The sequence below is a fragment of the Paenibacillus sp. FSL H3-0302 genome, from assembly GCF_037982245.1.
GTDB classification, from domain to species: domain Bacteria; phylum Bacillota; class Bacilli; order Paenibacillales; family Paenibacillaceae; genus Paenibacillus_AQ; species Paenibacillus_AQ odorifer.
Genome location: NZ_CP150284.1, coordinates 2,630,726 through 2,643,254 on the forward strand (window position 1 = coordinate 2,630,726; position 12,529 = coordinate 2,643,254).

Annotated in this window: 12 protein-coding genes; 8 read left to right on the plus strand and 4 right to left on the minus strand. The window is 44.1% G+C overall.

Annotation, left to right across the window (positions count from 1 at the left end):
* Window positions 1–167: 167 nt before the first annotated feature.
* On the plus strand, window positions 168–1,028 hold the full coding sequence (locus MHH50_RS11460) for an alpha/beta hydrolase (protein ID WP_076303031.1): 861 nt from the start codon (window positions 168–170) through the stop codon (window positions 1,026–1,028).
* 83 nt (window positions 1,029–1,111) lie between these two features.
* Here MHH50_RS11460 and MHH50_RS11465 read toward each other — a convergent pair whose 3' ends face one another.
* Window positions 1,112–1,429 (minus strand): MazG-like family protein, encoded by a 318-nt coding sequence (locus MHH50_RS11465; protein ID WP_076130332.1) that lies wholly within the window; start codon window positions 1,427–1,429, stop codon window positions 1,112–1,114.
* A 97-nt stretch (window positions 1,430–1,526) separates the two neighbouring features.
* Here MHH50_RS11465 and MHH50_RS11470 point away from each other — a divergent pair, with 97 nt between their 5' ends.
* From MHH50_RS11470 to fetB, 5 genes are all read left to right on the plus strand, one after another.
* Window positions 1,527–2,105 (plus strand): TIGR00730 family Rossman fold protein, encoded by a 579-nt coding sequence (locus tag MHH50_RS11470; RefSeq protein WP_076193859.1) that lies wholly within the window; start codon window positions 1,527–1,529, stop codon window positions 2,103–2,105.
* Window positions 2,106–2,870: 765 nt separating this feature from the next.
* A complete protein-coding gene (locus MHH50_RS11475; RefSeq protein ID WP_076130330.1) occupies window positions 2,871–3,620 on the plus strand; it encodes a GTP pyrophosphokinase family protein in 750 nt (249 codons plus the stop codon).
* A 155-nt stretch (window positions 3,621–3,775) separates the two neighbouring features.
* Window positions 3,776–5,401: a glycoside hydrolase family 9 protein gene (locus MHH50_RS11480; protein WP_340034342.1), complete on the plus strand. Its 1,626-nt coding sequence runs from the start codon at window positions 3,776–3,778 to the stop codon at window positions 5,399–5,401.
* A gap of 122 nt (window positions 5,402–5,523) precedes the next feature.
* On the plus strand, window positions 5,524–6,273 hold the full coding sequence (locus MHH50_RS11485) for an ATP-binding cassette domain-containing protein (protein WP_254847623.1): 750 nt from the start codon (window positions 5,524–5,526) through the stop codon (window positions 6,271–6,273).
* Window positions 6,270–7,031: an iron export ABC transporter permease subunit FetB gene (gene fetB / locus MHH50_RS11490; RefSeq protein WP_076187012.1), complete on the plus strand. Its 762-nt coding sequence runs from the start codon at window positions 6,270–6,272 to the stop codon at window positions 7,029–7,031. Before MHH50_RS11485 ends, fetB begins: the two co-directional genes overlap by 4 nt.
* A gap of 2 nt (window positions 7,032–7,033) precedes the next feature.
* Here the strand turns inward: fetB and MHH50_RS11495 are convergent, their stop codons facing one another.
* Window positions 7,034–7,303, minus strand: coding sequence for an excalibur calcium-binding domain-containing protein (locus MHH50_RS11495; RefSeq protein ID WP_076187014.1), 270 nt, complete (start codon window positions 7,301–7,303; stop codon window positions 7,034–7,036).
* A gap of 207 nt (window positions 7,304–7,510) precedes the next feature.
* On the opposite strand from MHH50_RS11495, the gene MHH50_RS11500 reads away from it, so the two are divergent.
* The gene (locus MHH50_RS11500; RefSeq protein WP_139331043.1) at window positions 7,511–8,011 is read left to right on the plus strand and encodes a hypothetical protein; all 501 of its coding nucleotides are present in this window, start codon (window positions 7,511–7,513) and stop codon (window positions 8,009–8,011) included.
* 1,505 nt (window positions 8,012–9,516) lie between these two features.
* Here MHH50_RS11500 and MHH50_RS11505 read toward each other — a convergent pair.
* On the minus strand, window positions 9,517–10,374 hold the full coding sequence (locus MHH50_RS11505) for an alpha/beta hydrolase (RefSeq protein ID WP_081392461.1): 858 nt from the start codon (window positions 10,372–10,374) through the stop codon (window positions 9,517–9,519).
* Window positions 10,375–10,545: 171 nt separating this feature from the next.
* Between MHH50_RS11505 and MHH50_RS11510 the strand changes: the two genes are divergently transcribed.
* Entirely contained in the window at window positions 10,546–11,382 is an 837-nt protein-coding gene (locus tag MHH50_RS11510) for a cupin domain-containing protein (protein ID WP_081383448.1), read from the plus strand.
* 51 nt (window positions 11,383–11,433) lie between these two features.
* Here MHH50_RS11510 and MHH50_RS11515 read toward each other — a convergent pair whose 3' ends face one another.
* Entirely contained in the window at window positions 11,434–12,429 is a 996-nt protein-coding gene (locus MHH50_RS11515) for an acryloyl-CoA reductase (protein WP_076193867.1), read from the minus strand.
* Window positions 12,430–12,529: the final 100 nt, after the last annotated feature.

Consider the following 12,529-nt stretch of genomic DNA (forward strand, 5'->3'; position numbering starts at 1 on the left):
CCTTCAATATGGAATAGGAGAGTGCTTATCGTGATTATCAAATTCATTCGTTTACGTTAATTTGAGGTGCAATTCAATGATGACATCATCCATTTTTTTGAAAATGTATTGAGTCTTATTTAACTGTGCATTCATTGATAAAATTCGAATGAAATGAGGAATGAACAATGAGCGAAAAAATAGTAAAAGTAAACGGAATTGATATATGTTCGGAAAGTTTTGGAAATCCTAGCAATCCTGCGATATTGCTGATTATGGGTGCCACCTGTTCTATGGTTTATTGGGATGAAGAGTTCTGTCAGCGATTAGCAGATACCGGACGTTACGTTATTCGTTATGATAACCGGGATGTCGGACGTTCCGTTGTTTATGAGCCTGGGAGTTCCAATTATACCGTGATGGACATGGCAAATGATGCTGCTGGGTTACTAGACGCCTATAATATAGAACAGGCAAATATCGTTGGAATGTCCTTAGGCGGAATGATTGCGCAAGTCCTTGCTACACGTCATCCGCAAAAAGTTCTAACCTTAACCTTGATCGCATCAAGTTTTTTCGAATCTGACGATAATGATCGGAACTTGCCTCCTATGGATGAGCGGATCCTCGCATTCCATGCAAATGGAGCAACACTGGATTGGTCTAATGAGGAAGAGGTAGCCAATTATTTGGTTTCAGGTTCCGGCATACTCTGTGGTTCAAAACATAAATTCGATGAGAAAAGAGCGTATAAACAAGTAAGGCTGGAAATAAAACGTGCCAACAACTTGCTTAGCATGTTTAATCATTCTCTTCTTACAGGGGATGACGGCTACGAGGGCAAGGCAAAAAATATCATGGTTCCTACCTTGGTTATCCACGGCACAGAAGACACGGTGCTTCCTATAGAGCATGGCTTGGCGCTTGCGGCGGAAATTCCTGATGCGTCGCTTCTAACCCTGGAAGGAACGGGCCACGAAGTCCACCCGGATGATTGGGAAACAATAATCAAAGCCATTTCGAATCATACTTTAGGCGGTAAAGCTTAACAGGGCTTAAAGAGTAAAATAAAGAAGGGCTACAATTCGGTCTTGCCGATTGTAGTCCTATTTTTTGTAGGATTACTTCGTCCCTAGGAATTAAATCGCTTCACTAATTTTTCTTTATGTGCAGTAAAAGCCTCTTCTAAAGTGATGCCATATAAGTCAGCTAACAATGCGATATTTCCGAGAACATCCCCGATTTCCTCAATCAAGTCGTTTTTCAGTTGCTCTGGAGTACGAGTCGATTCATCCGGTCGATCTCTGCCGATTTCATAGGAGCGTACAGCTCGTGCGACTTCACCTGTCTCTTCCATTAAGAATCCGACTCTTATAAAAGGACCATAAGTAGTCCAGCCTCGTTCTCCATAAAAATGATTAATCCATTTCTGCACATCGTTAATTTCCATATTATGTAGCACTCCTTAATCTTTCACATGATTTATACTCCAACATATAGTATATTAGATAGCGGACATTATCAATATATAGTTTGGAGATGAGATTTTGAAATCAATATGTGTTTTCGCAGGATCGAATTTAGGGGTGCATGAGGATTATAAAGCTAAAGCTGTTGAACTTGGTAACTACATGGCTATGCATAATTATCGTTTAATTTACGGTGGCTCAAAAATCGGATTAATGGGTGAGGTCGCTAATGCTGTTTTGAATGGTGGAGGCGAGGTAATCGGGGTAATGCCTAGAGGATTATTTAATGGGGAAATGGTACATAGAGAGTTAACGCAGTTGATAGAGGTAGAGGATATGCATGGCCGTAAAGCAAAAATGGGAGAGCTGGCAGATGGCTTTATTGCTTTACCTGGAGGGTTTGGAACGTATGAGGAGCTCTTTGAGGTTTTGTGCTGGTCACAAATTGGCATACACAAGAAGCCGGTAGGGGTTCTAAATATCAGGAATTATTTTGATCCTCTGATGAATCTGATACATAACAGTATCCAAGAAGGCTTCTCTAATTCTTCGCATCTAAGTCTGCTAAACGTATCCAACGAGCCGTTGGAACTCTTGACTCTTTTGAAGGAGTATGTTCCGCAAACGCTTGAGCAAAAGTGGAAACAGCTCAACTGAATAATGAAACTTTCAGTTTAATGATCGGGTACTCGGGTACACTGTGATCTGGACGTAAACCAACCGAAATCAGGCATTAGTTTCTCCATGACCTTTACCGCTGAGCGTTCGGACTCAGAAGGCGTTATTTGCACTTAGGTTACTTTGGGTTCTCGCGCGATTTGAACTATCCCCCATGCTTGTGAACACACTTTTCCGATGGATCGGACTCAGCTGACCTTATTTCTCCATTTCGAACGTTTTAGGCGAGCTATCGGACTATATTGCAGCTATTTACTCATAACCACACCGATTCTGCACTGTTACATGGTGATAAGAGCTATACGGTCCGATACTTCTGTAAAAATGACCAAAAAGCGCAAATAGCTGCAATACGGTCCGTAACATATTGAGGGTCTTTGGCTAGTTTGGTTATTTGGGTTAATTTAGTTTCTTGGGCATCATGGGTTTGGTTCTTAGGTTTATCTCCGTTTGAGCAGGGTTTCGGACTCCAGTGACGTTATTTCTTATGAAGAGGTTCATATTTTGTGTTATTTTGGCAATAGCGATTATGGAGTCCGATAGCATCCCGATTATGGGATTATACTGTGTATAAGGTCAACTGGGTCCTATAGCGACTTCGCCAGTGGATTCACGGCGCAAAAGATACGTAATCAAACGAAGTGTGAGGTTTGGATTATGGCTACATTACCGCTGAATTTGAAATTCACTAGTGGATTGGCTATGATAAATATAGAGAAACGCTACAAGAGGAGAAATGAGATAATGACCCCCGAGAATCAAATCGAACAATTTAAGAAGCTTAAGCACGATATCACTCGTTTCATGTTAATTTATAAATTTGCATTGGATGAGATGGAAACGAAGATTGAGATCCTAAAACAGGAGTTTCAGTCTCTGCATGATTACAGCCCAATTGAACATACCAAATCGCGTATTAAGTCTCCAGAAAGTATCATGAACAAGATGCTGCGCAAAAATGGTGAATTATCGCTGGATTCAGTGAAAAATTGTATTAAAGACATCGCTGGTCTGCGGATCACCTGTTCTTTTATCTCTGATATCTATCATGTTAGTGAGATGCTTCAGAAGCAGGATGATCTAACGGTCCTTGAGGTAAAGGATTATATTAAGAACCCTAAACCTAACGGATATCAGAGTCTTCACTTGCTGATTCAAGTCCCTGTTTTTATGTCCGATCGCCAGGAGCTTGTCTGTGTAGAAGTTCAAATTCGTACCATTGCTATGGATTTCTGGGCAAGCCTCGAACATAAAATCTTTTATAAATATAATAAATCAGTACCTGAGAGTATGACTCGTGAACTGAAAAATGCGGCGGATGCCGCTCATGCCCTTGATCTGCAAATGGAGCGTCTGCACCGGGATATAAAGGAAATCAAAGACGATGATGAAGATGATCTTAGCTCCTTCGAGGAAGAGCTTCGCCGTATAGTGGTTCATAATAAGCAGTTCACACTTCCAGCTAACTTTATTAAATTGCTTGACGACAAATAGACTGTTTTGTCCGCCTAGAGTTATCCGTTTCCTTTCGGGTGACTCTAGGTTTTTCTTGTATACATCATTGCCATAGATAACTAGAATAGAGTATTCTCAACTAGAAGAGAATGGTTACTTCAGCTTCATCATTTTTACATAAAAGGAGAATGAAGATGAGCGAGCGTACACTTCGCACCATTACTGTGAATCAAATCGGATATCCGCTGGATGGACAAAAGATCGCAGTATTTACAGGTACTGAGCATGATTTTCAGGTAGTTGATGTTGATAGTGGGACTATTGTGTTCAAAGGTAGTTCAGATGCTGGAAGATTTGATAAAGCCAGTGGATTAACTTTGCACACAGGTGATTTCTCGGAGGTCAATACTGAGGGGAGATATCGGATTGAGCAGAGCGAGGGTGTAGCTTCGGCATCCTTTACAATCTCAGATCAGCCTTATCATGAGCTTCAACAGGGCTTGCTGAAAGCTTTCTATTATTATCGCTGTGGCGTTGAGTTGACTGAAGAATATGCTGGAGATTGGAAGCACAAGGCGTGCCATACCGCAAAAGGGATTGTATATGGTCAACCGGATCTTCAACTAGACTGTTCGGGTGGCTGGCATGATGCAGGTGATTATGGAAAATATAGCGGTCCCGGAGCGAAAGCTATCGCGGATATGCTGCTTGCCTATGAATTATATCCCTCGGCTTTTGTAAGCGCTATCCCATTGCCTGAAAGTGATGGATCTACGCCAGATGTGCTGCTGGAATGCAGGGTGGAGCTCGATTGGTTGTTTAAAATGCAAGACTCCGCAACAGGTGGTGTATACCATAAATTGACTACGTTAAGCTTTCCTGGTCTGGATGTTATGCCTGAGGACGATACAGCAGACCTGTACTTCTCACCAATATCTGCTACTGCAACTGGGGATTTTGCTGGTGTTATGGCTATGGCTGCAAGAGTGTACAAGCCTTTTGATGCTGCTTATGCGCGGAAATGTCTGGATGCTGCGGGGGCAGCATGGGAATGGCTTGTACAGCATCCAGATGTACCCGGTTTTACGAATCCGCCTGAGATTAGCACTGGAGAATACGGGGATGGAGTCGATAAGGACGAGCGGTATTGGGCAGCGGCGGAGCTGTATCGTACGACAGGGAAAGAGGAGTATCATCAAGCTGTTCTGCAGCTAGTGCAGCTGACTTTTCCAAAATACAGTTTAGGCTGGGGTGATATGGGGGGCTATGGCACTATCGCTTATCTGTTAAATGGTGAGGAGCAAGCAGACCGTGCTTTATATGCCTCGTTAAAAGAAGGGCTTGTTGCTGAGGCACAACGATTAGCGGAACAGAGTCGTGAGGAGGGCTATAGGATCTCCTTAAAAGAGGAGGACTATATCTGGGGCAGCAATATGCTAGTAATGAACAATGCAATGCTGCTGCTGGCGGCTGAATATTTTAGTGGGGACTCCAGTTTTGCGGACTGTGCCTTAGATCATCTACATTATCTGATGGGGCGTAACGTTCTGGATATCAGCTATGTTACCGGGTTTGGGGATCATGCCGTGATGAATCCGCATCATCGCCCTTCTGTAGGTGACCATGTGGCTGATCCGGTGCCGGGATTGGTGTCAGGGGGGCCAGATCGTGGGCTGCATGATGAATATGTAGTTGAGCATTTACAAGGAAAACCAGCTGCGCAGTGCTTTGTCGATCATGAGCTTAGCTATTCTACGAATGAAGTGACGATCTATTGGAATTCACCTGCGGTGTTTGTTGTGGCCCGTTTTAATCAATAAAATGCAATAGTTCGAATAGGGAAAGACGTCCTGAAACTGGATGTCTTTCTCTTTTTTATAGCTGAAATGCTATAATACTAGACGGTATGCTATTTTAGCGGATGGTATTAGGAGGTAGGGGATTGAGTAGTATTTTTGAGATTCAGAGACTTGCAAAACTTAACTGGAAAAGTAACGAGCAAACTTCGAAATATCTTTTCTCGGAGATCTCCGCAGACATAGCTGAATCGGACCGCATCGCATTGATTGGTGCCTCTGGCCAAGGGAAAAGTACACTCCTTAGAATCCTGGCTCTCTTGGATGCTCCGGATGAGGGAGATATGTTGGTAAAGGGGACTTCATATAAAAGTATGGATGCGAGATTATGGAGGATGAAAATAGGGTTTGTAGCACAACAAGCGGTCATGCTGTCTGGCAGTGTGGAGGATAATTTAAGAACTGTCAGCAGACTGCATGACAAACCTTATGATCTTAAACTAGTGCAGCGACTAATTGGGCAATTGGGGCTGGAGCATTTGGATTTAAGCAAAAAAGCGGCAGATTGTTCGGGTGGTGAAAAGCAGCGGATTTCTTTGATTCGCTCCTTGCTGCTCCGACCTACGGTATTATTGCTCGATGAAATCACCGCTTCGCTCGATGTCAACAGCACTCAAATGGTTGAAAAGCTACTAGAGGATTGGCATAAGGAAGAAGGCACTTCGATGATTTGGGTCACTCATGATCTTAAGCAGGCGAGCAGAATAAGCACAACTACATGGTTTATGGGAAAAGGCAGGTTGGAACAGCATGTGAGCGAGTCTTTTTTTGCTGAATCTGCGGAAGAATTGGCTAAAAGGTTCGTTCGGCCTTCGGAAGGAGCGTCGTTGTTATGAGTTATACAGCACTAAGTTTCACGCTTCTGTTTGTATTAGGGACAATGTTGGTCTCCGTGTGGCAAAAGCTCGGACTGGAAAAAGATATTATTGTAGGCACAGTGCGGTCGGCCATTCAATTGCTTGCGGTGGGGTATGTGCTGCAATTTATTTTTAAATCGGATCAGGTCATTTATGTAATTGTGATAATACTCTTTATGATCAGTGTAGCCGCATGGAATGCAGCCAAAAGAGGCAAAGGCTTGCGCGGATTAGTCTGGAGAATTGGACTGGCGATTGCTACTATGGAACTGCTCATGATGGGCATTCTGCTCAGCTTACATATCATTGAGGCTACGCCACAATATATCATTCCGATTAGCGGCATGACCATTGGCAGTGCTATGGTGGTTTCAGGGTTGTTCATTAACCATATCAAGCATGAAATTCAGCAGAGCAAAGGGGAGATTGAAACGTTGTTGTCTCTTGGAGCAACGGTCCCACAGGCGGTCCAGGAAGTTAGAAAAAGATCTGTAAAATTCAGTATGATTCCTACCATCGACGGTATGAAGACGGTTGGGCTTGTTCAACTCCCTGGAATGATGACCGGAATGATCATCGCGGGTGCTGATCCTGTAGTAGCTGTTCGTTATCAGATATTAATTGTGTTCTCGTTCACTGCCTCTGCTGCCATAACGAGTATGCTGCTCAGTGTACTGAGCTACAGACTCTTTTTCACGCCGGATCTAAGGCTCAAGCAAATAGTGGAGCAAGGCTAAGCCTATTTCTCACAAGCAATTCCGTCTTTGTCACGGTCGCTTTTTTTATTGGCATTATAGAGTTCTTTCGATACGTAGGGTTTGTATTTCGTTTTGCCGCCTTTGTTCTTGGTTGAGCTGGAAATGGCAACTCCACCTTTGTAATCTTTGTTTAGCTCCGTGCAGTTTTTGTAGGTTTTGACCTTGGATTCTGCGCTTGCTGTATTCAAGGTAGCGACGGATAGAGTGAGTAGCAGACCTGCTGCTAGACAAATGTTTAAGATTTTTTTCATGGGAACACTCCTATAAAAATTTAATGAAATTGCTGGTTGTGTAGTATCATTGTATTTTATATTACCAGTTTAATTCATTGAGGTATACATTATTGGTGGATTTGGAAACCGTGTACATATTTATGAGTGAAGTGGGGGAATAATTAGATTCAATTCACATGTAGTGAACAGGCTACGAATGAGGTGATTCTAATTAGCAAAATGAAAATGGCGACTGCCCTAATTGCGGGATTGTTGCTTCTGCCGGGTATGGCTATGGGTGCATCAGCTCCCGTTACTATGACTCACGTTAATGGAGAACTGCTATCGGCTATGCCCAAGCCAGCTCCGGAGTCTAGGCGCATTATATTACCTTCTGCAATTCAAGCATCAGAGCTATACGGGTTCGGATTACAGCATCGGAATGCCTCGATTCAATATTCGATCTTCTCTAAAGATTTCAAAAAGATTATGTATCCGCGGTTTGTTGAACTAAACTGGGTGACGGGTGTCTCAAGTCCTTGGATCACGAACTACGAGGTCACTAAAGAAACGATAATTAACAAGAACTCAGAGGTCATAGAAATGCGTCTGGATACTGCGACTTCAAGTGGACCAGCACCTTCTATACTTTTGACAATCTCACTTGTGCAAGAGAAGAATAGCTGGGTGATTACCGGAGTGACATCGGACCCCGAGCTGCCGCGTGGCGGATTGCCTAGGAAGTAGGTTGGTTATGGATAGGAAAAAGAGCAAGCGTAGTAGGGGGGCCCATACGCTTGCTCTTTTTTTGATTCGAAAGCACATCGTTCAGTCCACGTGGTCTGTTTTTCCACAAATGATCAGCTTACGTTGGTGATTATTTAAGAAACCTCGCTTCACAGATCGTTACGGACCGTATTGCAGCTATTTTTGCTGCACTGCACGATCGTTACGGACCGTATTGCATTTTTGCTGCACTGTACGATCGTTATGAACTGTATTGCATTTTTGCTGTACTGCGCCATCGTTACGGACCGTATTGTAGCTATTTTGGCATTATGGTCGTCCTGGCGAGAGTTTCGGACTGTATGGCTCTTATTCCCCTGAAATCACGCATTATAGGAGTACATTTGGGTGAATAGCTGCATCTGAGTCCGATAGCAAGGCTAAATCGCCGAAATTATGAAAATAAGAGCTCCTCGGTCCGATCACCGCCAAACTCTAGTGTATTTAAAGTCGCAATGTTCAGCTCAGAGTGACAATGCCAGCTCAAAGTGGCAAGGCTAACTCAAAGTGGCAAGGCTAACTCAGAGTGACAATGCCAGCTCAAAGTGGCAAGGCTAATTCAGCGTCACAAATCATCAGCCTAAGTTGGTGATTACTTAAGAGACAGTGCTTCAGACATCGTTACGGACCGTATTGCAGCTATTTTAGCATTATGGTCGTTCTGGCGAGAGTTTCGGACTGTATGGCTCTTATTCCCCTAAAATCACGCATTATAGGAGTACATTTGTGCGAATAGCTGCGTCTGAGTCCGATAGCATGGCTAAATCGCTGAAATTATGAAAATAAGAGCTCCTCGGTCCGATCACCGCCAAACTCTAGTGTATTTAGAGTCGTAATGTGCAGTTCAGCGTGACAATGCCAGCTCAAAGTAGCAAGGCTATCTCAGAGTGACAGTGCAGCTCAAAGTGGCAAGGCTAACTCAGCGTCACAAATCATCAGCCTAAGTTGTTGATTACTTAAGAGACAGCGCTTCAGACATCGTTACGGACCGTATTGCAGCTATTTTGGCATTATGGTCGTCCTGGCGAGAGTTTCGGACTGTATGGCTCTTATTCCCCTGAAATCACGCATTATAGGAGTACATTTGGGTGAATAGCTGCATCTGAGTCCGATAGCAAGGCTAAATCGCCGAAATTATGAAAATAAGAGCTCCTCGGTCCGATCACCGCCAAACTCTAGTGTATTTAAAGTCGCAATGTTCAGCTCAGAGTGACAATGCCAGCTCAAAGTAGCAAGGCTATCTCAGAATGACATAGCCCAGCTCAGCGTCAGTAGTCTAGCTTGCTCACAAAGCGCAGCTCGAGCCGCCAACTCAGCTCACATCGCATAGCCCGGCCCAGCGTCATCAGCCCGGCTCGCATCGCATAGCTCAACTCACATCACATAGCTCAGCTCAATCACCAGCTCAGCGCCAAAAACCCCAGCCAAGCCACAACAGCTACCTAGACTATCCAGCTGTTAAACGACTAATCTCTTCCCGCCTTCACCATTAATTCCGCCAGCATTTTGGGTTCGGTTCGAACGGTGGTCATGTGATCTCCTTTGCCCTCGATGAAGCGGAAGATGCCTAAATGACTGGATTGTGTAGGGTGGAATCCGTATGGACCTTGCGGTATCGCGGTGTCCTCCGTTAGATAAAGGTAACTTTTAGGGATCTGGAGACTGTAAAATTTCTTGAGATCAAGCTTTTCGAAAAGTGGACTTGCTGGCTCAGGAGGAGCTTGTTTATAAAAAGCTTGCGCTTCCGCAAGACTGGCGGTGTTGACGAATGTATCCCGGAAAAGAGGGAAGGGGAGCGTTATGGTGTTATTGCCGGAAGTATCTCTCAGCTGTTCAAAGTACTTCAGCGAATCAGCTGGAAATTGGTCCGCCACACTTTGCCCATCTAGCGGTGCGAAGGCGTCGAAGAATACCAGACGTTTGATTCGATCTGGTACTTCCTGAGAGACGGTTTGGATCACCGAACCACCAAAGCTATGTCCGAGCAGAATGATATCCTTTAAGTCTTTTTGCTTGATATAGTCGACAACAGACTGTGTGATTTGCGCATGCGTTACATTATTGTTTTTGTCCCCGCCATGTCCGGCATATTCCGGAGTATAGACGGTGTGCCCTAAGCTGCGAAGTGCGGCGGCCGTTTGATCCCAAAAACCAGCAGTAGCCCAAGACCCATGAACTAGAACGAATGTAAGAGGCGCTTGTTTCGCTGCTGTTTTGTTATTGGCGGCCTCAACTGTGGAGCTAAGATTCATAGGCTGGAAACCCATAATTGTAAAGACAGTGATACATAAAGCTAACACTATTTTTGTGCGAATCGATTTCATACTGTGCCTCCTATGTGGGGTGAGAGTGTAATACTTAGAGGATGCCCCGTTTAGAAAAGAAAGATGAATTTTTATCAGGAGTAGTGAATCTCCGCACCTAGGCATAGGCAAACGCATATCTTGTGTTTAGGGAAAGCAAAAATTTATAGCAACAGAAAGGTAGGAAAAAAAGTGACTTCATACATGGACTATACGTCCCCCAATACAGAGTTTACTTTTGATGTGAACACTAATACACTTTTTAAAAAAGATGCCAACAACTTCATTAACTTGCTGTCGGTTAAACAATTGAATACGCTCGAGAACATATCACTGCTGGATATTTTTCTTAGCAAATCAAATGTGGTTGAACCTCATTATCATCAAAATGCTGCAGAGCTTGTATATTGTATCTGCGGTTCAGCGGTAGTGTCTTTAATCAATCCGTTCACAAATGAACTTCTGCATTTTCCGATTTGTCCGGGTCAAGTGGCAAATGTGCCGCAAGGCTGGTGGCATTATGAGATAGCTACTGTCGATAATACACATCTGCTCGCGATTTTTGACGCACCTATTCCTGAGGTTATCTTAGGTTCGGATATTCTTAGCAAAACCCCGGCAAATGTATTAGCCCATACTTACTGCTTAAATGAAGCTAAGGTAAAAGAAGCTTTAGCTCCAATCAAGCCTGGAACCTTCATCGGCCCTCCTGCTGACTGCTGCGAAGAAGATAAAGTAATGGGCAGCAGCAATATGGCTCCTAATATGGCCCCTAATATGGCTCCAAATATGCAAGCCAATGTTAAACCAAATATGCATCCTAATATGCAGCCAAATATGAATCCATACGCTCATATGCAGGCGCAACCCATCCCGATATCTTCACAAATGCCTCCAGCTACACAAGCCTTTAATTATCAGCCATACCCGATGCAAGGGTACTATACGCAGGGTTATGATCAGCATTATCGCCAACAACCCTATGTACAGCAGCAGCCGCATTACCAATATCCGAATAACCAAGAGTAAACTAAAAAAACCTCCCGGAACTCTAGATTCCGGGAGGTTTCGTTGTTAAACCTAGGATAAACGGACAAGTACTCTTCCTCTAAGGTTTCCTTGTAGAATATCTTCCAATGCTTGCGGTAGCTCGGTTAACGTGACTTCACGATCCACGAGGTTCTCCAGCTGACTTGGCTTCAGATCGCTCGCCATCCGTTTCCAAGCCTTCTGGCGAAGGTCTGCAGGACATTCAACGGAATCTATGCCGAGAAGGTTAACACCCCGAAGAATAAACGGAAGTACTGTAGTTGGAACTGAAGTGCCTCCGGTTAAGCCACTTGCAGCTACAGAACCTCTGTAGGTGATTTTACTCAAAACTGCGGCAAGGGTGTCACCACCCACCGAATCTACTGCGCCTTGCCATAATTGTTTGTCCAAGGGTTTGCTGGCGCCGCCAATGACCTCTTCACGTGAAATCACGTCTTCGGCTCCTATACCTCTAAGGTAATCGGCAGCTTCGGCGTTACCTGTGCTTGCCACTACGCTATACCCTTTTGCGCCAAGCATGGCAATAGCAGATCCACCTACACCGCCGGTAGCGCCTGTTACAAGTACTTTGCCTTTGTCCGGGGAAACGTCATGATCTTCCAGGGCCAGTATGGATAAGGCGGCTGTCAGTCCTGCAGTACCGTAGATCATAGCTTCTTTAAGCGTCAGGCCTTCGGGAAGGGGAGTGATCCAACCTGCGGGAATACGAGCGTATTCGCTAAAGCCACCAAAGTGTGATACGCCAACACCATATCCTGTTGCAATGACTTGCTGCCCTTTATGAAACCGCTCGTCTGTGGAAGATACCACAATACCGGATAAATCTATCCCTGGAATAAAGGGATATGTTCTTAGAATTTTACCGTTTGGAATACTGGCTAAACCGTCTTTATAGTTTACACTGGAGTAAGCAACCTTAATTACAACCTCTCCAGCTGGCAGATCCTCTAGGGTAACCGGTTTAACAGCTACGGAGAAGGATGATTCTGTTTTGTCGACAACTAACGCTTGAAATGATTCTGTCATAAGTGTGAGCTCCTTCAACTACGTTATAGGTAAGACATGTATATAATATTTATTCTGCCCGGTCAACTTGTGATTGTCTATGATATAGCGCAATTGTTTA

Excerpts from the sequence above, each read along its gene's own strand:
- MHH50_RS11500 (WP_139331043.1), top strand. The coding sequence starts at position 7,511 with ATGGCGACTGCCCTAATTGCGGGATTGTTGCTTCTGCCGGGTATGGCT.
- MHH50_RS11465 (WP_076130332.1), bottom strand. The coding sequence starts at position 1,429 with ATGGAAATTAACGATGTGCAGAAATGGATTAATCATTTTTATGGAGAA.
- MHH50_RS11495 (WP_076187014.1), bottom strand. The coding sequence starts at position 7,303 with ATGAAAAAAATCTTAAACATTTGTCTAGCAGCAGGTCTGCTACTCACT.
- MHH50_RS11480 (WP_340034342.1), top strand. The coding sequence starts at position 3,776 with ATGAGCGAGCGTACACTTCGCACCATTACTGTGAATCAAATCGGATAT.
- MHH50_RS11460 (WP_076303031.1), top strand. The coding sequence starts at position 168 with ATGAGCGAAAAAATAGTAAAAGTAAACGGAATTGATATATGTTCGGAA.
- fetB (WP_076187012.1), top strand. The coding sequence starts at position 6,270 with ATGAGTTATACAGCACTAAGTTTCACGCTTCTGTTTGTATTAGGGACA.
- MHH50_RS11475 (WP_076130330.1), top strand. The coding sequence starts at position 2,871 with ATGACCCCCGAGAATCAAATCGAACAATTTAAGAAGCTTAAGCACGAT.
- MHH50_RS11505 (WP_081392461.1), bottom strand. The coding sequence starts at position 10,374 with ATGAAATCGATTCGCACAAAAATAGTGTTAGCTTTATGTATCACTGTC.
- MHH50_RS11515 (WP_076193867.1), bottom strand. The coding sequence starts at position 12,429 with ATGACAGAATCATTTCAAGCGTTAGTTGTCGACAAAACAGAATCATCC.